The 20,011-nt window shown below is 69.0% G+C and carries 14 protein-coding genes; 2 read left to right on the top strand and 12 right to left on the bottom strand.

The genetic code is table 11. The features are described from left to right. Positions 1-172 precede the first annotated feature (172 nt). On the bottom strand, positions 173-1,102 hold the full coding sequence (locus BBK82_RS04465; protein WP_335618045.1) for a TIGR03936 family radical SAM-associated protein: 930 nt from the start codon (positions 1,100-1,102) through the stop codon (positions 173-175). A gap of 2 nt (positions 1,103-1,104) precedes the next feature. Here BBK82_RS04465 and BBK82_RS04470 point away from each other — a divergent pair, with 2 nt between their 5' ends. After that, the gene (locus BBK82_RS04470) at positions 1,105-2,520 is read left to right on the top strand and encodes a S8 family peptidase (protein WP_065913854.1); all 1,416 of its coding nucleotides are present in this window, start codon (positions 1,105-1,107) and stop codon (positions 2,518-2,520) included. Here BBK82_RS04470 and BBK82_RS04475 read toward each other — a convergent pair. From BBK82_RS04475 to BBK82_RS04495, 5 genes are all read right to left on the bottom strand, one after another. Continuing rightward, on the bottom strand, positions 2,510-2,869 hold the full coding sequence (locus BBK82_RS04475; RefSeq protein ID WP_065913855.1) for a hypothetical protein: 360 nt from the start codon (positions 2,867-2,869) through the stop codon (positions 2,510-2,512). The two genes, BBK82_RS04470 and BBK82_RS04475, sit on opposite strands and share 11 nt — an antisense overlap. Next, positions 2,866-4,827, bottom strand: a complete 1,962-nt coding sequence (locus BBK82_RS04480) for a TIGR03960 family B12-binding radical SAM protein (RefSeq protein ID WP_065913856.1) — start codon at positions 4,825-4,827, stop codon at positions 2,866-2,868. The genes BBK82_RS04475 and BBK82_RS04480 overlap by 4 nt, the downstream gene beginning before the upstream one ends. Positions 4,828-4,891: 64 nt before the next feature. After that, a complete protein-coding gene (locus tag BBK82_RS04485) occupies positions 4,892-5,734 on the bottom strand; it encodes an ABC transporter permease (protein ID WP_065913857.1) in 843 nt (280 codons plus the stop codon). Position 5,735: 1 nt separating this feature from the next. Then, positions 5,736-6,509 (bottom strand): ABC transporter permease, encoded by a 774-nt coding sequence (locus BBK82_RS04490; protein ID WP_065913858.1) that lies wholly within the window; start codon positions 6,507-6,509, stop codon positions 5,736-5,738. Beyond that, entirely contained in the window at positions 6,509-7,426 is a 918-nt protein-coding gene (locus BBK82_RS04495; protein ID WP_179953804.1) for an ABC transporter ATP-binding protein, read from the bottom strand. The genes BBK82_RS04490 and BBK82_RS04495 overlap by 1 nt, the downstream gene beginning before the upstream one ends. A gap of 53 nt (positions 7,427-7,479) precedes the next feature. Here BBK82_RS04495 and BBK82_RS04500 point away from each other — a divergent pair, with 53 nt between their 5' ends. After that, positions 7,480-8,067 carry a GNAT family N-acetyltransferase gene (locus BBK82_RS04500; RefSeq protein WP_065913860.1) on the top strand — a complete coding sequence of 196 codons (588 nt, stop codon included), beginning with the start codon at positions 7,480-7,482 and terminating at the stop codon, positions 8,065-8,067. A 288-nt stretch (positions 8,068-8,355) separates the two neighbouring features. On the opposite strand, the gene ndk is transcribed toward BBK82_RS04500, so the two are convergent. From ndk to BBK82_RS49725, 6 genes are all read right to left on the bottom strand, one after another. Next, a complete protein-coding gene (gene ndk, locus BBK82_RS04505; RefSeq protein ID WP_065913861.1) occupies positions 8,356-8,766 on the bottom strand; it encodes a nucleoside-diphosphate kinase in 411 nt (136 codons plus the stop codon). A gap of 189 nt (positions 8,767-8,955) precedes the next feature. Beyond that, positions 8,956-10,449 (bottom strand): S8 family serine peptidase, encoded by a 1,494-nt coding sequence (locus BBK82_RS04510; protein ID WP_065913862.1) that lies wholly within the window; start codon positions 10,447-10,449, stop codon positions 8,956-8,958. Between the two features lie 107 nt (positions 10,450-10,556). Then, complete coding sequence (locus BBK82_RS04515; RefSeq protein WP_065913863.1) at positions 10,557-12,002, bottom strand: DHA2 family efflux MFS transporter permease subunit; 1,446 nt, start codon at positions 12,000-12,002, stop codon at positions 10,557-10,559. 40 nt (positions 12,003-12,042) lie between these two features. Continuing rightward, positions 12,043-12,525, bottom strand: coding sequence for a MarR family winged helix-turn-helix transcriptional regulator (locus BBK82_RS04520; protein ID WP_065913864.1), 483 nt, complete (start codon positions 12,523-12,525; stop codon positions 12,043-12,045). 48 nt (positions 12,526-12,573) lie between these two features. After that, on the bottom strand, positions 12,574-17,973 hold the full coding sequence (gene pulA / locus BBK82_RS04525) for a pullulanase-type alpha-1,6-glucosidase (protein ID WP_065913865.1): 5,400 nt from the start codon (positions 17,971-17,973) through the stop codon (positions 12,574-12,576). 94 nt (positions 17,974-18,067) lie between these two features. Beyond that, positions 18,068-19,996, bottom strand: coding sequence for a hypothetical protein (locus tag BBK82_RS49725; protein ID WP_065913866.1), 1,929 nt, complete (start codon positions 19,994-19,996; stop codon positions 18,068-18,070). Positions 19,997-20,011 lie beyond the last annotated feature (15 nt).

The following is a 20,011-nucleotide window of genomic DNA, read 5'->3' on the forward strand; positions in this document are numbered from 1 at the left end:
GCCGCGCAGGGGCCTCTCTTGTCTCTCTCCGCCGCTGCTCGCGGCGGGAATCCTTGCCTCGCGCGCAGCGGCGTGGCGCCTTTAGACGGCGCACGCTTGCGCAGGTCCCACGACGACGCCGCCTCCAGCGCCGCTCCTCCTGTTTGCGTCGCAGCCGGCGTTCCGGCGCTCGTCAGGACTCTCTGTCCTGTTGGAGCGGGTCCACCAGCCAGCCTTCGCCGTCGAGCCGTCCCTGCGCCATCCGGGTTGCTCTCGCAGGTACCGGCGGCACGAGATCGGCGACGACACGAAGCGCATTCAGCACGTCGTCGGGTCGGACGGTAGGCGTTACCTGCCGAACGACCGTCATGAGTATCCCACACGGTTGTGACAATGCGGCCCCATCGTGTCCGGCGTCGCTCGAACGTGGTTCGACCTGTGCCGACACGACCGCGGGTCGGACGTCGACCGTTTTGACGCCGTTCTTGGTGAGCCGCTCGACTTCCACCCGTTCGGCGGAGAGCAACAGCTCGACCGCCTTCGCCAGCTCGGCGGGTTCGACCCCGTCGAGCTCGATCCGCCACTCGCTCGCGTCGATGCGCTCGGTGAGGTTGCCACCGCGCGCCTGGACGATGTCGACCACGTCGATGCCGGGCGGCAGCGCGTCGTCCAACGCGAGCTTCAGCGCCACCGGGTCGACCTGTTCGACCACGGACACCTCGACGTACTCCGCCTCGCTGGCGACGCCGGTCGGTGCGGCACCGACCCACGACACCTTCGGGTGAGGGCTGAAGCCCTGCGAGTACGCCATGGGTACTCCGGCCCTGCGCAAGGCACGCTCGAACGTACGAGCGATGTCGCGGTGCGAGGTGAAGCGCAACCTCCCCCGCTTGGTGTAGCGGAGGCGCAGTTTCTGCACGGCGGCGGCCGAAGGGTTGTTGGGCTGCTGGCGGCTCAGTGGTGCTCCCCATGGGTGGGCCTGACGGGTGAGCGGTCCCATCGGCGCAGGCTGTTCGTCCGGTAGGACGGTACCGTGAAGTTGATTCAGGACGTTCAGCTTGTCTAGATCGTTGCGCGTGGCTACGGTCCGCCTGACCGGACGCCCCGCCAACCTGGAGGTCACTGGTGCCTCTGCTCCACCGCGCACGGGCGGCTGCGGTGACCACCGCGCTGCTCGCAGCCGGCCTGGTGGCGTCCACGCCCGCTGTTGCCGAGCCGACGCTTCCCGGCTGCACCCAGCCGGGTCCGCTGCTGCGCTACCTGGTGGTGTTCCCGCAGGCCACGACGGCTGCGACAGCCGACGCGGAGATCACCGGGTCGTGTGGCACCACCACCGTCTACTACCCGGAGATCGCGGTCGCTGTGGCCACGTCGCCGGACCCGTCGTTCCTGCGCCTGATCGGCCCGCAGCGCGCCTACAGCGCCCAGGCCGAGGGCGCGTCCAAACGCGCGGTCAAACGTAAGAAAGACGACACCGAGCTGCTGAGGCCCGCCGGGGTGCGGTCCGGCGAGCAGTGGGACATGGATCTCATCAACGCCCCGGCGGCGCACTCGGTCTCGACCGGGTCGAAGTCCGTGGTGGTCGGCGTGCTGGACTCGGGCGTCGCCCGGCACCCGGAGCTGGCGTCCGCGCTGGCACCGGAGCTGTCCGCGGGCTGCCTGACCGGCAAGCCCGACCAGTCCCCCGCCGCCTGGGCACCGACGACGTCCGCGCACGGCACGCACGTCGCGGGCACCATCGCGGCGGCCGACGACGGTCGCGGCATCACGGGCGTGGCGCCGGGTGTGCGCATCGCGTCCGTGAAGGTCGTCGACGACGACGGGTTCATCTACCCGGAGTACGCGGTGTGCGGCTTCATGTGGGCCGCCTCACAGGGCATGACGGTGACGAACAACAGCTACTTCATCGACCCGTACCTGTTCACGTGCCAGAGCGCGCCGGGCCAGCGGGTCATCTACGAGGCCGTGCGCCGCGCCGTCGACTACGCCGCCTCACGCAACGTTTTGAACGTGGCCGCCGCGGGCAACAACGCTGCAGATCTCTCTCGTCCCGGCCGTGACTCGTTGTCGCCGACGAACGGTGATGCGCAGACACGGCCCGTGGACCCGTCGTGTGTGGTGCTGCCCGTTCAACTGAAGAACGTCGTCGGCGTGTCGGCGGTCGACGCGACCAAGACGAAGTCCTCCTACAGCTCGTACGGCCTGGGCGCGATCGACGTGACGGCGCCGGGCGGCGACTCACGCGCGCCTGGCGGGTGTGTGCTGTCGACGGTGCCGTCGGGCTATGACAGCTCGTGCGGCACGTCGATGGCGACACCGCACGCGGCCGGGGTGGCGGCGTTGATCGCGTCGACCCACCCGGAGGCCGACGCGCCGCAGCTGGGGCGGATGTTGAACGCGCAGGCGACGACGTTGGCGTGCCCGGAGGACTACGACCTGTACGGGACGGGGGTGCAGGACGCGTTCTGCACCGGGTACTCGGAGTACAACTCGTTCTACGGGCACGGGCTGGTGGACGCGCTCGCCGCCGTCACGAAGTGACGTCTTGGGCCCTGAGCAGCACCATCAGCGGCAGACCGTTGTCGTGCACGACCGCTCCGATCGCCACGGCCAGCGACCCTCGCCGCCAGCCGTGGTGGTAGCCGAACGGGAAGTCCTCGTCCTGCGGCACCTCGGCTGACCGCCACCGGTCGTCGGCCCGCTGCACGAACGCATCGCGCAGCTCGTCGATCCGGGGTTTGGCCAGCTCTTCGAGGTCGTCGTAATCCAGGTCGGGGTGGTCGTCCGGGTCCCACTGGTCGAACGCGACCTCGATGACGAGGCCCTCCTCCACACCTGGTCCGGTCTGGAGGAGGGCGATGACCTCGTCGAGCTGCTGGGCGTCACTCACGGGGTGAGCGCGGGGTTCTTCACCGGCGAGCCGATGCCGACCGGGGTGATCGGCAGCAGCTTGCGGCCCGTCGGGCCCACCTCGATGTCGGTGCCCATGGCCGGGCACACGCCGCAGTCGAAGCACGGGGTCCAGCGGCAGTCGTCCTGCTCGCGCTCGTCGAGCGCGTCCTGCCAGTCGGCCCAGAGCCATTCCTTGTCGAGGCCCGAGTCGAGGTGGTCCCAGGGCAGGACCTCCAGCTCCTCGCGCTCGCGGGTGGTGAACCAGGCGAGGTCGACGCCGAGCGGTTCGAGCTGTTCGGCGGCCTTCTGCGTCCAGCGCTCGTAGCTGAAGTGCTCGCTCCAGCCGTCGAACCGGCCGCCGTCGCGCCACACGGCCTCGATGACCTTGCCAATGCGGCGGTCACCGCGACTGAGCAGGCCTTCGATGAGGCTGGGCTTGCCGTCGTGGTAGCGCATGCCGATGTTGCGGCCGAGGCTGCGGTCGGCGTTGACGGCCTCGCGGAGCTTGCGGAGCCTGTCGTCGACCACGTCCGGGTCGCACTGCGGGGCCCACTGGAACGGCGTGTGCGGCTTGGGCACGAAACCGCCGATCGAGATGGTGCAGCGGACGTCGTTGCGGCCGCTGGCCTGCCGGCCGGCGCGGATGACGTTCTTGGCCATCTCGGCGATCTGCAGGACGTCTTCGTCCTCCTCGGTGGGCAGGCCGCACATGAAGTACAGCTTCACCTGCCGCCAGCCGTTGGAGAACGCCGCCGACACCGTCCTGATGAGGTCCTCCTCGGACACCATCTTGTTGATGACGCGCCGCATCCGCTCGCTGCCGCCCTCGGGCGCGAAGGTGAGGCCCGAGCGCCTTCCGTTGCGGGACAGCTCGTTCGCGAGGTCGATGTTGAACGCGTCGACGCGCGTGCTGGGCAGGCTCAGGCCCGTGTTGGTGCCCTCGTAGCGGTCGGCGAGGCCCTTGGTGATCTCGGCGATCTCGCTGTGGTCCGCGCTGGACAGGGACAGCAGGCCGACCTCTTCGAAGCCGGTCGCCTCCAGTCCCTTCTGGACCATGGCGCCGATGCCCTCGATGGACCGCTCGCGCACCGGGCGCGTGATCATGCCCGCCTGGCAGAAGCGGCAGCCGCGGGTGCAGCCGCGGAAGATCTCGACGCTCATCCGCTCGTGCACGCTCTCGGCGAGCGGCACCAGCGGCTGCTTCGGGTACGGCCACGCGTCGAGGTCCATCGTGGTCCGCTTGAAGACGCGGAACGGCACCCGGTCGCGGTTCGGCACCACGCGCTGGATGCGGCCGTCGGGCAGGTACTCCACGTCGTAGAACCGCGGGATGTAGACGCCACCGGTCTCGGCCAGGCGGGTCAGCACCTCGTCGCGGCCGCCGGGACGACCCTCGGCCTTCCAGTTCTTGACGATCTCGGTGATCTCGAGGACGGCCTCTTCACCGTCGCCGAGCACCGCCGCGTCCACGAAGTCCGCGATCGGCTCCGGGTTGAACGCCGCGTGCCCACCGGCGACCACGATCGGGTCGTCCTCGGTGCGGTCGGCGGCGTGCAGCGGGATGCCGGCGAGGTCCAAGGCCGTGAGCATGTTCGTGTAGCCCAGCTCCGTCGCGAAGCTGATGCCCATCAGGTCGAACGCCTTCACCGGCCGGTGCCCGTCCACCGTGAACTGCGGAACCCCGTGCTCACGCATGAGCGCTTCGAGGTCCGGCCACACGGCGTAGGTGCGCTCGGCGAGGACGTCCGGGAGCTCGTTGAGGATCTCGTACAGGATCATGACGCCCTGGTTGGGCAGCCCGACCTCGTACGCGTCCGGGTACATCAACGCCCACCGCACGGACGCCTCGTCCCAGTCCTTGACGGTCGCGTTGAGCTCCCCGCCGACGTACTGCACCGGCTTGGAGATCCGCGGCAGCAGTGGCTCCAACCTGGGGAAAACAGACTCGACACTCACGCGACCAGAGTAACCGTCCCCACGTTGACGACCGAATCGCGTGCCGGAGCCGCAAACCCGGTGCTCAGCCCAGCAGCAGTTTGCCGAGGCGCCGCGACGCCACCACCGTGCCCACGGCCGCCATCACCGCGAAGTACGCGACGTGGCCGAGCATGCCCCAGCCCACGACGCCCAGCGTGAGGCCACGCATCAGCTCGATCGCGTGATAGAGCGGCGTCCAGGACACCACCGCCTGCAACCAGCCGGGGTAGACCGACAGCGGGTAGAACGTCGTCGAGAACAGGAACAACGGCAGCACCGCGAGCTGCACCAGGTCGAAGTCCTGCCAGGAGCGCATGAACGTCGTCGCCGCCATGCCCACCGCCGCGAACGCGAACGCCACCAGCAGGGCGACCGGCAGGGCGAGCAGGGCCCACGGCGAGACGATCAGGCCCATGCCGAGCATCACGGCCAGGAAGCCCGCCGAGTACAGGCCGCCCCGCAGCAGCGCCCAGGCGATCTCGCCGATCGCGATGTCCATCGGGCCCATCGGCGTGGCCAGCATGGCGTCGTAGAGCTTCAGGTACTTGAACTTGAAGAACACGTTGAACGTCGCGTCGTACACGGCACCGTTCATCGCGCTGGCCGCCAGCAACGCGGGCGCCACGAACGCCGCGTAGCTGATGGGCTGCCCGTCCGGCCCGGTCACCGCCGACACCATCTGGCCGAAACCGAGGCCCAGCGACCACAGGAACAGCATCGGCTCGAACGCGCCGCCGACCAGCACGAACCACGCGCGCCGGTTGACGACCGCGGCCCGTTCGACGAGCACGCTCGCCTTGCCGCCGTAGAGCCCCGGCGGGATCACCCGCCAGAGCAGGCCGACGCTCGCGGGGACGGCCCGTTCGCGATCCAGGGTCTGGGTCATCTCACACCGCCAGCCTGCGTCGGAAGTACTTCACGCCCAGCGCGAGGCCGGCCGCGGACAGCGCCACGAGGTAGGCGACGTGCCCCAGTGCGGGTAAAGCACCCAGCGTGCCGGCCGCCGCTCCCCTGGCGAGCTCGATGCCGTGCCACGCGGGTGTCAGCCACACGACCGGCAGCAACCACTCCGGCAGCTGGCTGACCGGGAAGAACGCGCCGGTGAACAACGTCATCGGCATCAGCACGAACCGGAAGATGGTGGTGAAGCTGTCCGGCTTCTCCAGCCGCGCGCTGTAGGCGATCAACGGCGCGCTGAACGCCAGCCCCGCCAGCGCCCCGAACGGGATCGCCCACAGGATGCCCGGCCCGGCCGCCGCGCCCAGCACCGCCGCGATGACGACGAACACCGCCGACCGCGCCAGCAGCTGGCTCCCGATCCACATGACCTGCCCGTACAGCACCTGCGCGGGCGTGATCGGCGTGGCCACCATGCCGATGTAGGTCTTCTGCCACATGAACGCCGACATGATCGCGTATGTCGACTCGAACGTGGCGCCCTGCAACGCCGTGATGACCACCAGCGCGGGCGCCAGGTACTGCAGGTACGACATGCCGCCGAGCAGCTCGGTCGACCGCACCTGCGACCCGAACCCGAACCCGAGCGCCAGCAGGAACAGCACCGGCGTGAGGAAGCTCGACACGACCGTCGCCCGCCAGTTGCGCCGGTACCACGTCCAGTGCTTCTCGAAGCCGTACCAGGAGGCCTTCAACGTCTGCATCAGTCCACCAACGTCCTGCCGGTGAGCCGCAGGAACACGTCCTCCAGCGAACTGCGCCGCACCAGGCTCGACACGGGCTGGACCCCGTTGTCGTGCACCGCTTGCAGCGTGCCCTCACCGTCCTGCGTGTACAGCAGCAACCGGTCCGGCAACACCTCGACGCGCTCCGCGAACCGGTCGAGGTCCGGTTTCTCCGCGCCCGGCTGGAACCGCAGCTCCAGCACCTCTCTCGTCGAGTAGCGGCTGATGAGGTCCTGCGGCGACCCCTCAGCCGCGATCCGCCCGCCGTCCATGACCACGAGCCGGTCGCAGAGCTGCTCGGCCTCGTCCATGTAGTGGGTGGTGATGATGAGCGTGACGCCCTCCTGCTTGAGCCGGAAGAGCCTGTCCCACAACAGGTGCCGCGCCTGCGGGTCGAGCCCCGTCGTCGGTTCGTCGAGCAGCAGCAGCTCCGGGTCGTTCACCAGCGACCTGGCGATCGTGAGCCGGCGCTTCATCCCACCGGACAACGGCTCCACCTCGTGGTTGGCCCTGTCCGTGAGCTGCGCGAACTCCAGCAGCTCATCCGCCTTCTCCCGGCACCGCTGCCGGGACATGCCGAAGTACCTGCCGTAGATCTGCAGGTTCTGCCGGACGGTGAGCTCGGTGTCCAGGTTGTCGAGCTGCGGCACCACCCCGAGCCGCGCCCTGATCTTCGGCCCGTCCTGGCCCGGATCCATCCCGAGGACCTTCAGATCCCCACCGGTCCGCCCGGACACGCACGAGATCATCCGCATCGTCGAGGACTTCCCGGCACCGTTGGGCCCCAGGAACCCGAACGCCTCACCTCTGCGCACCTCGACGTCGATGCCGCGCACGGCCTCGAACGTCCCGAAGTGCTTGGTCAGCGCCTTGGCCTCGACGAGGTTCTCCACCACCCCGACGTTAGCCAAGGGGTCTGACAATTTTCGACGCAATTACGATCGACTTCGTGCCGAAGATCGAACTGCGCTGGCTGCACGAGGCCGACGACCAGCTGCGCGCCGAGATCCACACCGTGGTGCACGACGTGGTGGCGGCCGGTGGTGCTGTCGGCTACCACTCACCGCCTGGGCTCGACCGGATCTCGGCGTGGCTGGACGGCGTGCTGAAGCAGGTCCGCGACGGCGACGCCGCGTTCGTGACCGCTGTCGTCGACGGTGTGGTGCGCGCGGTCGGGTTGTGGCGTCGCGGGGGCACCGCCGTATTCCAGCACCGCTGCGAGGTCCAGCAGATCATGGCCCACCCGGCCGCGCGTGGGCTCGGGCTGGGGCGGCTGGTGGTGCAGGGTCTCGTGGACAGCGCGCGGGCGGCGGGGTTCGAGATCGTCATGCTCGGGGTCCGGGGGAACAACCACGGGGCGATCGAGCTCTACGAGGGGCTCGGGTTCCGGGAGTGCGGGCGGATGCCGAACGCGATCGCGGTCGGGGAGGACCGGTGGGACGACGTGTGGATGTACCTGCCGCTCGGGTATCCGGAGGGGACGCGGTTGAACGGGTCGGCCGCGGGTGGGCTGGGCTCAAGCCCGCGCCGCACGTAAGGCAAGCCGCTATTGATCGAGCCGCAGGCGAGACGTAACGCCAACCCGCCCAACTCAAGCGGTCCCGCAACGCAAGCACCTACGCAACAGGAAGCCGCTCTACGGAACAGGCGTGCCATCTACCTGAGAGTGGCGGGGTTTGGTGGCTTCTTTGGGAGTGTCGGGGTCTGGAGCGGAGCCCCAGGAACACCCGAACCGCCAGGTTCGGCTCAGCACGCCCCAGGGCGGGCACAACGCAACCGGCGCGCCCCGCCAAAGGCAGAACGCGCCGGAATCGAACCAAACCCCTCAGAGGTTCGGGAACCAGATCTTGATCTCGCGCTCCGCCGACTCCGGCGAGTCCGACCCGTGCACGAGGTTGTACTGCACCTCAAGCCCGAAGTCCCCGCGGATCGTCCCCGGCGTCGCCTTCTCCACCGGGTCCGTTCCCCCGGCCAGCTGCCGGAACGCCGGGATCGCGCGGGTGCCCTCGACGACGAGCGCCACCAGCGGACCACCGGTGATGAAGTCGACGAGGTCCTTGTAGAACGGCTTGCCGTCGTGCTCGGCGTAGTGCTGCTCGGCGGTGGCGCGGTCGGCCGTGCGGAGCTCCAGGGCGGCGAGCTTGAGGCCCTTGCGTTCGATGCGGGCGATCACCTCGCCGACCAGACCACGCTCGACGCCATCGGGCTTGACCAGAACCAGGGTGCGCTCGGACACGGCGGTGTGACTCCTCGAGAACAGGTACGGGATGTCGGGACAGGGTAGCGAACGCCACTGCTCGCACTGCGAGAGGCGCTGCTGAGACCCGTGGGCGCCGTCGCGTCCCGGGCACCTCGGAACGCGCGGAGCGCAGGACCGCGGGTTCGCGGTCCTGCGCTCCGAGGACTTGGTCGAGCTAGCTGCTCATCAGACCTGGTGCGAGGTCCACAGCTTGTTGCCCGCCTGGTCGTAGAGAACGGCCTGGCCGGTGTTCTCCATGACGATCCGCTGGCCGGTCGTGCCCGCGGTGTTGGTCGCCCAGCGCTGGCGGTTGGAGGCGTCGTACAGGACGAAGTTGCCGTCGCTCTGCAGGACGGCGCGGACGACGCCGGTGCCGGTGGTCCTGGTCGAGAACTTGGCGACGCCGTTGCTGTAGATCACCAGGTTGCCGTCAGTCTGCATGACGAAGACGTGCTGGTTGTCGGCGCTGACGATCCGCTGGTTGGGGGCGAGCCAGTCGGCGCGGCGCAGGCGGTCGCGGTCGGCGGCGCCGTGGACGTAGACCAGCTTGTTCGGCGAGCCGGCGACGTCGGTCAGGGCGTCGTTGGTGGCCGAGTCCTTGATCGCCTGCTGGACCTGGGCCGGCGGCGCGGCCGGGTGGACGGCCAGGTAGAGGGCGGAGACGCCGGCCACGTGGGGCGCCGCCATCGAGGTGCCGCTGTTCGAGACGAAGCCGTTGTCCAGACCGGCGGAGACGATGTCCTCACCGGGGGCGAAGACGTCGGTGCAGGTTCCCCAGTTCGAGAACCAGGCGCGGCTGTTGCCGATCGTCGAGGCGTTGACCGTGATCGCCTCGGGCTCGCGGGCCGGGGAGTAGTTGCAGGCGTCGTCGTCGAAGTTCGCCGAGGCGACCGCGTAGGTGACACCGGAGGCGATCGAGCTGCGCAGAGCCGCGTCGAGCAGGGCCGAGGCGGGGCCGGCGAGGCTCAGGTTGGCGACGGCCGGCTTCACCGCGTTGCCGGTGACCCAGTCGATGCCGCCGATGACGCTGGAGGTCGTGCCGCTGCCCTCGCAGTCCAGCACCTTGACCGCGTGCAGCTTGACCTGCTTGGCGACACCGACGGACTTGCCGCCGACGGTGCCGGCGACGTGCGTGCCGTGGCCCTCGCAGTCGCGGTTGTCCGTGTCGATCGAGTTGAAGCCCCAGGTCGCACGGCCGCCGAAGTCGGGGTGGTCGACCTTGATGCCGGTGTCGATGACGTACGCGTGCACCTGGCTCGTGTCGGCGCGCAGCCGGTAGGTGTTGTCCGGCGCGGTGAAGCGCTGGTCGATGCGGTCCAGGCCCCAGCTGGGAACCGGGGTCTGCGTCTCGCTGGTCTTCTTGAAGACCTGGTCCTGCGCGATCGACTTCACGGCCGGGTCGACCGCGAGCTTCTTCGCGGCCTCCGCCGACATCTTGGCGGCGAAACCGTTGAGCGCCTTGGTGTAGCGGTGCGTCACCTCGGCACCGACCTTGGCCGCCACGGAGTCGGCCGACCTGATGCCGTCCTTCAACTCCACGACGTACCGGCCGGCGATCGCCGTCTTCAGGTCAGCGCCGGCGATCTCCACGTCCTGCGCCTGCGCCTGCGGCACGGCGAGGGCGGTCAGTGCGACAGCGACAGCGCTCGCACCGATGAACTGTCTGTTGATCTTCCCCACAGTGATGATCCCCCATAGCGGTCGTCGATCCGACGGCGCCAACTTAGACGTCCGACCTCCTGGGCGTCACCGCAATTGATGAAGATCGCCCAGGAGGCCCAACGCCACTAGTGCACGAGGACCGGCTGGGCGTCTTCGCGCGACACGGCCACCTGCCGCAGCACGAACACCGCGAGGCCCAGCGCCACCGCCACGAGTGCCGAGCTGATCCAGAACGCCAGGTGGAAGCCCGAGGTGAGCGCTTCCAGCCGCGGCACGCCCGAGGCCAGCAGCGACGAGGTGTACGACGTGGACGTGGTGGCGAGGACGGCCAGGCCCAGTGCGCCGCCGACCTGGGCGGTGGTGTTGACCAGGCCGGAGGCCAGGCCCGCCTCGTCGTGGGAGGCGCCGGACATCGCCAGCGTCATCAGCGCCGGGAACGACAGGCCCAGGCCGATGCCGAGCGGGGCGACGGCGGGGAGGATGTCGGTCAGGTACGAGCCGTCGACCGGCACCTGGGTGAAGAACACCATGCCCGCCAACATGAACAGCAGGCCGACGATCAGCATGTTGCGCTCGCCGAAGCGCGTGTTGAGACGGGCCGAGAGCGACACCGAGAACACCGCGATGGCGCCCGCGACGGGCATGAAGGCCAGGCCGATCTGCAACGGCGTGTAGGACAGCACGAGTTGCATGTAGAGGGTGCCGAGGAAGAACAGGCCGAACATGCCGGCGACCATCGAGATCTGCACGAGGTTCGCGCCGGTCACGTTGCGCGACTTGAACACCCGCAGCGGCAGCAACGGCTTCGCGGCGGTCCGCTGCCGCACCACGAAGCCCACCAACAACGCCAGGGCCACGGCGCCGAGACCCAACGTGTGCACCGAGCCGAAGCCGTAGTGCTCGGCCTTGACGATCGTGTACACGCCGAGCATCACGGCGGCGACGATCAGCAACGCGCCGATGACGTCCGCACCCTCACGCAAGCCGAGGCCGACCGAGTCGGGCACCAGGCGCACGGCGGCGATGGCCGCCACGATGCCGATCGGGATGTTCACGAAGAAGATCCAGTGCCACGACATGGCGTCCGTGAGCACCCCACCGAGCAACAGGCCGAGGGACGCGCCCGCCGCTGCGACGAAGCTGAACACGCCGATAGCGCGCCTCTGCTCATCGGGCTTCGGGAACATCGTGACGACCATGCCGAGGGTCACGGAGGTGGCGAGCGCACCGCCCGCGCCCTGGATGAACCGCGACACGATCAGCATCTCGGCGTTGATCGCCAGCCCGCACAGCAGCGAGGCGACGGTGAAGACGCCGAGGCCGATCAGGAACACCTTCTTGTGCCCGATCAGGTCGCCGAGGCGACCGGCGAGCAGGAGCAGACCGCCGTAGGCGATCAGGTACGCGTTCACCACCCAGGCGAGGCCCGCCTGGCCGAACTTGAGGTCTTCGTCGATCGCCGGCAGTGCCACGTTCACGATCGTCTGGTCCAGCACGATCATCAACATCCCCGCGCACAGCACGATCAGCGCGAGCCAGCGCGAGTCCGTCTTAGGTCCCCCTGAAGTCATGAGAGGAACCGTAGCAGATAGTTTTGTACGGGACTATTTGTTAGCCAATGGCATGACGCAGCGCACGCTTGCGGGGCGGCTTCTCACAGGCCACGACGGTGCTCAGGCGACCCTCCACCAACCTCGTCAGGCCACTGACCAGGCCTTCTCGCTCGTTTTCCGGCAGCGAGCCCAGCACGCTCTCCACGACCTCCTCGTACAGGTCGTCGGCCTTGGCGGCGATCTCCCGGCCCAGCTCGGTCACCACGACGACGCGGGCCCGGCGGTCCGTCAGCGACGGCGTGCGCTCGGCGTACCCGGCCGACTCGAGCGCGTCCATCGTCACGACCATGGTCGTCTTGTCGATGCTGATCAACTCAGCGATCTCGGTCTGCGTGCGTTCCACGTCCAGCGCACCGGCCAGCACGCAACGGGCTCGCGGAGTCAGTCCGATCTCCGCGAGCCTCGCCGTCAGTTCGGTCTCCAGTGCGTGACCTGACCGGTGCAGCAGCATCATCAGGTCGGTACACCCCTTCGTGCCCATGACTCGAAGGTACCAAACCATCTAAACTTCAACTATTTTTCTGCGGTACTACCGTTCGAGCACCACGACCGAACGCGCCGCGCCCACCTTCTTCTCGCTGGTCACCGGCTTCCAGTCGCCCGGCGGCAGCGCAATGGACTCGTCGGTCGGGTACGGGTTGATGACCACGAGCAGGCCGCGTCGCGCCGGGTCCACGTCCGGACCGACGGTGTCGTCGACGTGCATGACGACGACCCCGGAACGAGCGGCCGGGAACGACACCTTCTGCTGCACCAGATCGGCCGAGCCGAGCGAGAACAGCGGTGACGTCTGCCGGATCCGCAGCAGCTCCAGCGTCGCGTCCAGCGAGGCCTTCATGTCCGCGGACGCCGGCTTCGGCAGCGACAGCAACGGCTTCGCGTAGGGCCACTTCGCCTCGTTGTCCGCCTTGGGCGGCAACCCGCGGCCGAACCCGTTGTCGCGCAACGACGGGTCGTACCGGTTGAACCAGTCACCCGAGTCGTAGCTGTTGCGGTCCAACGACTTCGAGCGCAGGAACTCGGTGCCCGCGTGCACGAACGGCCGCCCCTGCCCCAGCAACGCCGGCGCCAGCGACACCGTCTGCATCTTCACCCGGTCCGCCATGGACGTCTCGGGCTTGAGCTTGTACATCAACGCGTCGAACAACGCCTCGTTGTCGTGCGCGTCCACGTACGTGATGGCCTCCAACGGCTGTCCGGTGTACCCAGCAGCAGCGCCGTTGTACTTCACGTCACGACCGGACACGACCGGACCGGCCGTGGACTGGAAGCGGTAAGACGCCATGTTGCCGGCCATGCCCAGCTTCACCAGGTCGCTGTAGTTCTCCAGCCGCGCGGCCACGTCTCCGTTGGCCGGCGAGGAGTTCACGTCACCGGCCAGACCGGAGCCGATGCCCTGCACGCGCGGGTCGTCGTCGAACGGCCCGCCACCGCGCACGGCGTCACGCAACCGGTCGCTGAACGTGCCGATGCCCGTGCCGGCCATGTTCGCCTGGGTCGCCTGCTCGAACCGCGCGTTGCCCGCGACCTCGCCGAAGTCCCAGCCCTCGCCGTAGACGCCGATCTTGCGCCCGTCCACGCCGTCGCGCTCCACCGTCAACGCGTCCAGAGCCGCGCGCACGGCCAGGATGTTCGCCTTCGGGTGGTGGCCCATCAGGTCGAACCGGAACCCGTCGACCTTGTACGTGCGAGCCCAGCGCACCACCGAGTCCACGACGAGCTTGCCCATCATGGCGTTCTCGGTCGCCGTGTTCGCGCAGCACGTGGAGTTGGCGACCGATCCGTCGAGGTTGAGCCGCTGGTAGTAGCCGGGCACGACCTTGTCGAGCACCGAGGTGGGTGCGTCGCCGAACGCCGCCGTGTGGTTGTAGACGACGTCCACCACCACGCGGTTGCCGTTGTCGTGCAACGACTTCACCATCTCACGGTACTGCTTCGACCGAGCCCACCCGTTCTGCGCGTCCGTGGTGGCGTAAGAGCCTTCGGGAACGTCGTAGTGGAACGGGTCGTAGCCCCAGTTGAAGCCGTCACGAGCGGCCACCGCGCCGACGCAGGCCTGCTGCTGGTCCGAGTCCGCGGGCAGCGACGGCAGGTCACACGCGGGCGTGGCCTGGTCCGAGCGCTTCTCGGGGATCGTCGCGATGTCGAACGTCGGCAGCAGGTGCACGGTGTCCATGCCCGCCGCGGCCAGCGTCTTCAGGTGCTTCATGCCCACCGAGTCGCGGTGCGTGAACGCCTTGTACGTACCGCGGTCGGCGGCGGGGACGGACTCGTCGCCGATCGAGAAGTCGCGCACGTGCAGCTCGGTGATCGCGCCGCCCATTCCGCGAGCGACATCACGGGACCAGCCCTGCGGCTGCGTCCGCGCGTCCTTCAGGTCCGCGAACTGCGAATGTGTCGAGTTGACCCACAACGCCACGGAGTACGGGTCGGTGACCACGACCGTGCGCTGCCAGTTGGTGACCTCGAACTGGTAGTACTTGTTCTTCCAGTCACCGGAACCGGACCACGCGCCCGAGGCGTCGTCGCGCTTGAGCTGCACGGTCCGCACCGGCTCACCGGACGGCTCGTCGAACAGCCGCAGCTTCACGTTCCGAGCGGTCGGCGCCCACAACCGGACCGACGCGCGGTCGCGGTCGAACGTCGGCCCGAACGTCAGCTTCGTCGCAGCGGCGGCATAACGGTCGTCGAGCACGCCCGCGATCTGCACGCTCGTCCGGTGCCGGATCGCGCCACCCGCGTCGACGTGCACCGCGGACAGCTTGTCCCGCAACGCCTCGTCGACGAACCCGCGCACCGCGAACACCGGCTTCCCCTTCAGGTGCGGGAACTGCGCCGGCACCTCCTCGGTGGTCGGCGAGAGCCGCAGCACCCGCGAGCCGTGCTCCAGCCGGTAGCCGTCGGACTGCACGGCCGGCACGTCCCACACGACCTTGTCGCGCGAGATCCAGATCGCCTTGGCCTTGGTCAGGTCGTCATCGGCGGCCGGACCGGCGTTCGGCGGCAGCAGGTAGGTCTCGTTCCCCTGCAACTGCCACACCTCGTTCCCCTTCTGGCCCAGGTCGAGGAACTGGTCGGGGCCGGGGTCCTTCGCGTCACCGCGGTGGAGGATGTAGCTCAGCCCCGCGGCACCTGCGGCGAGCGGCACCGACCAGTACACGCCGAACGCATCACGCCCGTCCGGCACCCGTGACTGGTTCCAGCCCGGCGACGGCTCCGCGGACCCCGTCCAGTGGTACATCGTCCAGTCGGTGTAGTCGCCGTCCGGCCGGTGGTAGTGGATCATCGCCCGGTTCTCGGCGGCGGCGAGCGATGCGTGCACCTTGCCGTTCGCCACCCACGCGTGGGCGCTCGTGAACTTGCCGGTCGCCTCCACCGTCGTCCCGCGCACCACCGAGAAGTCCGTGGTCGGCGGCAGTTCCGCGATCCCGCCGGAGAACGGCACGTCCGCACGGCCGGCCACGCGCACCACGGCACCCGTCGCGTCGCCGACGTGGTGCACGACCGCCTTGCCGGTGGCCGCCTGCTCGGACGGGTGCACCGCCGGGTCGCCCTGCTTGAGCCACACCTCGGGCGTCACGCTCGGGTCGACGATCCGGTCGACGGACGTGTCCTTCTCGTCGCCCTTGTGCGCGATGATCCCCACGGACTTCGCACCCGGCTTCAGCTTCACCCACGCGAACCGCCCGTAGACGTTCTCACCGGCGAACGGCAGCGGCGCGGTCCACTCGGTCGGCGTCTCGACATCGCCCCAGACGTGCAGTCCCCAGCCGTCGTGGTTGTCGCGGGCGTAGTGCACGACCAGCCAGTCCGGGTTCTTCGTGCCGGGGTCCGGGACCGGCGGTGCGGCCACGAGCGACACGAACGCGCCGTCCGCGCCGATCTCACCCGACTTCGCCACCACACGCAGCTCGACCCGCTTGCCGACCGCCGCTCCCGGAACTGCCGACAGGTCCGCGAACACCCGGTACGGCGCCGCGTCGTCGGTGCCCAGCACGGTCCAGTCGGACGTTCCCTCGACCCGTGCGGCGAACGTGGCCGCCGCGTTGGGCGCGCCGATGCCGTCCGCGCGCAGCTCGACCCGCTCGTCCAGCACGGTTCCGGCGGCCGGGGCCACCAGTGTCGGCGCCGGCTTCACCTTGGCCACGTCGCTGGTTCCCTTGAGCACCAATGCCGACAGCGCCGGCACGGTCACCGTGACGCGACCGTTCTGCACGACAGCGTTCTCGAAGCCGGTAGAGGACACCGGGACCGTCACCGTGGCAGGCGCGGTACCGGCGTTCGCGACGACGAGGTGCTCACGGCCGAGAATGCGGCTGAACGCGAACACGTCACCTTCGGCATAACGCAGCACCTGGTTGCCATCACGCCACACGGGATCGCGGTCCACCTGTGCCGCAAGGGCCTTGAGCTGCTGGTAGAGCGGGTGCGCGGTGTTGTAGTTGTCGACCGCGCCGGTGCGGTCGGACCCGATCAGCTTCTCCACCATGTACTCGGGCGTCTTCGAGGCGAACATGTCCTGGCGCGCCAGCTTGTCGCCACCCGTGCCCGCGAAGCCCTGCTCGTCGCCGTAGTAGACGACCGGGTTGCCACGCCACAGGTACATCAGCTGGTTGCCGAGCTTGAGCCGCTCCAGCAGCTCGGCGTCGGTGATGCCGGGCTTGTCGTTGCGGATCATCCACGCGACCCGGCCCATGTCGTGGTTGCCGAGGAACGTCGGCAGCGACGAGGCGTTGGAGTCGGCGTCGGTGTAGCGGTCGTCGTCGAGCAGCACCTCACCGAGCCGCTGGGAACCCTTGCCGGACAGGAAGCTCACCGCGCTGCTCTGGAACGGGAAGTCCAGAGTGGCCTGCATCTTGCCGTCGGTGGTGTACTTCGAGGTGTTCTCCGGCGAGGAGTCGAAGACCTCGCCGAACACGAAGAAGTCCTTTTTGCCCTTGCGGTTCGCGTACTGCTTCACGTGCGGCGCGAGCGCCTGCCAGAACTCCAGGTTGACGTGCTTGACCGTGTCGACCCGGTAGCCGTCGATGTCGAGCGTGTCGATCCAGCTCGTGAAGATGTCCTTCATGCCGTTGACCACGCGCGGGTGCTCGGTCATCAGGTCGTCGAGCCCGGAGAAGTCGCCCTGCTCGCTCGACTCGCCGGAGAACGTCGAGTCGCCGCGGTTGTGGTAGAGCGTGGAGTCGTTGAGCCAGAACGGGATCTTCGTCGGCCCGTCCTTCACCGGCGTGTACGGGAACGACTTGGCCGCGTCGAGCTTCGGGAAGTTCTTCTGCCCCGCGTAGTCGGCGAGGTCGAACGGCTTTCCTGAAGCGTCCAGGTACGGCTGCGCGCCCGTGGACACGTACGACGTCTTGCCCTCGGCGTACTTGATCACGTCCGCGGTGTGGTTCGCGACGATGTCGAAGAACACCTTGATGCCCCGCCGGTGCGCGTCGCGGATGAGCTCGCGCATCTCCTGCGTGGTGCCGAAGTGCGGGTCCAGCTTGGTGAAGTCGACGGTCCAGTAGCCGTGGTAGGCGGCGGAGTCGCCCTGCACCCAGCGGTTGAGGAACATCGGCGTCATCCAGATCGCCGTGATGCCCATGCCGTCGAGGTAGTCGAGCTTCCGGTGCAGACCCTTGAGGTCACCACCGTGGTAGAAGCCCTTGTCGGCCGGGTTGAACCCGTGCTCGGCGGCGTTCGACCGGCCGCGGTCGTTGCGGGGGTCGCCGTTCGCGAACCGGTCCGGCATCACGAAGTAGAAGCGCTCACCCCGCAGGTCGTCCCGTTTGGGCGGCAAGGCGAGTCTCGAGTCACCGGCGCGCACACCGGGCGCTATGTCCACCACCTCCCCGACGGCCAGGCGTTGCTCCGGTCGGGCAACGGCCTGGACGGGTGTGAGAGGGAGCAGAACCAGTGCAGCGAGCGCGGCGACGACCCGACGCATCGCGACCTCCTTGTCGCAACTTCTTGCAGGGTTGCTGCACGAAACCACGACAAACGGGCGGAAACAATACGTCGGGCCCTGCAAATATTTGCGGTCAGCGGGTGGGACGGTGGTAGGTCGGCACCACGTGCAGCGGGTGCACGCCCCAGTCGGTGATCGCCTGCAACGCGAGCGCGCCGAGTCCGGCCACGGTCTGCGGTGTCGCGGGCCCCTCCAGCGTCGGCAGGCCGTTGAACCGGGTGTTCGCCGAGGGCGCGGGCGAGGCGGAGGCGACCGCGACCGGCTCGTCGTCGAAGAAGCCCAGCACGGCCAGCAGCACGTGCGGGTCCTGCTTCAGCTCGTTCTCCACCAGCTCGACGAACAGGAACTCACCACGCTTCGCCGCGCTGTACACGCATCGGCCGAGCCGCTCGAACGCCTCCTCGCACGCTTCCGGCGTGGCCGCCGCCATCGCCTCCTCCGCACTCACCTGCGTGAGCACGGACTTGGTTCCGGTCGTGGTGTCGCCATAGCGGTTCGGGACCAGCAACTCGCCGCTCTGCCGGTCCAGCAGCACGACGTCGCGGAACCGGTGACCCGGTGAGTGGTCCCGGGTCAGCACACCGAGGCCGAGCCGCCCGGAGAGCTCCTCGTCCGGCAGCCGCCAGTAGGTGCGCTGCTCGCCCTGCTGCACTGCGACGTGGCCGCCGATCACCATCCCCGGCACGGCCTTGGCCAGCTGCCCGCTGAACTGCGCCCGCACCTCGTCCGTGACGCTCTCCGGGGTGGCCTGCGCCTCCGTGGTGCCGTCGTAGCGGTGGAAGGTGACCGCCATGTCCAACGGGTGCGGGCCCCATTCGAGCATCGCCTGCATCGCGAGCTCACCGATGCCGCGCAAGGTCTCCGGCGTGATGACCGCGTTGATGCCGGGGCTGCCCTTGAACGGCGTGTTCTGCGAGGGCGCCGGGGAGCACGAGACGAGCACGATGTCCTCGCCCTCGTGGTGCTGCACGCCCAGCATCGCGAACGGCTCCGACCGCCCGGCCTGGTGCGTGATCGGTTCGATCGTGAGGTACTCGTTGCGGCCGTTGGCCATGTCGGCCAGCCGGCCGAGACCGCGGTAGGCCTCCGCCAGGGCCTCCGGGGTGACGGCCGCGTACGCCTCATCGCGGGAGACCGGCTGCAGCGTGGTCTGGACGCCCAGCGAGGCGCCGTCGGTCATGAACCGGTCCATCATCAGGGCGGTTCCGGTGCGTTCGTCGACCATCAGCACCTCGCGGAACCGGGCGTCGCCGTGCGGGGAACGCCCCAGGGTGCCGCGGCCCAGCCGGTGCGGCACGGCCTCGTCGAGCAGCTTCCAGTACGTGGTGCGTTCGCCGACCTGGAGCGCGATGTGGCCGTTGACCGGGAAGCCGCACTCGGCGGTGGTCAGCTGGGAGTGGAACATCGCGTCGACCTCGGGCGGAAGCTCCGGCTGCGGCGGTGCCACGAACGCCGGATCGACCCGTGCGGTGCCCACGAGCTGGTGCACCAACCGGCGCACGCGCGACAACGGGTGGTCGGGGAAGCGGCTGTCGAACCGCGGGTCGTCGCCCGCGTGGAACGGGAGCTTGCTCTGCAGCTGCGGCGCGTAGGGGTGCGGCAGGACCCAGCGCTGGAAACCGATCTCGGCCGCCAGCACGCCCTCGCGCATGCCGGTCGTGCCGCGCTCCTCCGCCACGAGCGACAGCACCGCGTGCGCGTTCACGCCCTGCACGGTGAGCGAGAGGCCGAACGCCTGGCCCGGCCGGTTGCCGAGCGGCATCTTCGCGATCTGCAGCAACGCGGGCACGTCGCCGAGCTGGACGACCTGCGCCTCGACGAGACAGCCCGTCGGGGCGTAGCGGACCGCGAGCTCACGTCGCAGTCCTGGCAGGTCGTCCAGCCCCACCGGCAGGTCGGCCGGGCCGTCGTAGACGGTCAGCGCGAGCCGGTCACCGCCTCCGTGCAGCCAGGTGTGCTGGTCGAGTTGCTGGAAACCGGTGGTGTCGAACGTGATGGGCACCCACCGACCCTATTG

Origin of the sequence: Lentzea guizhouensis (assembly GCF_001701025.1) — a bacterium.
GTDB classification, from domain to species: Bacteria; Actinomycetota; Actinomycetes; order Mycobacteriales; family Pseudonocardiaceae; genus Lentzea; species Lentzea guizhouensis.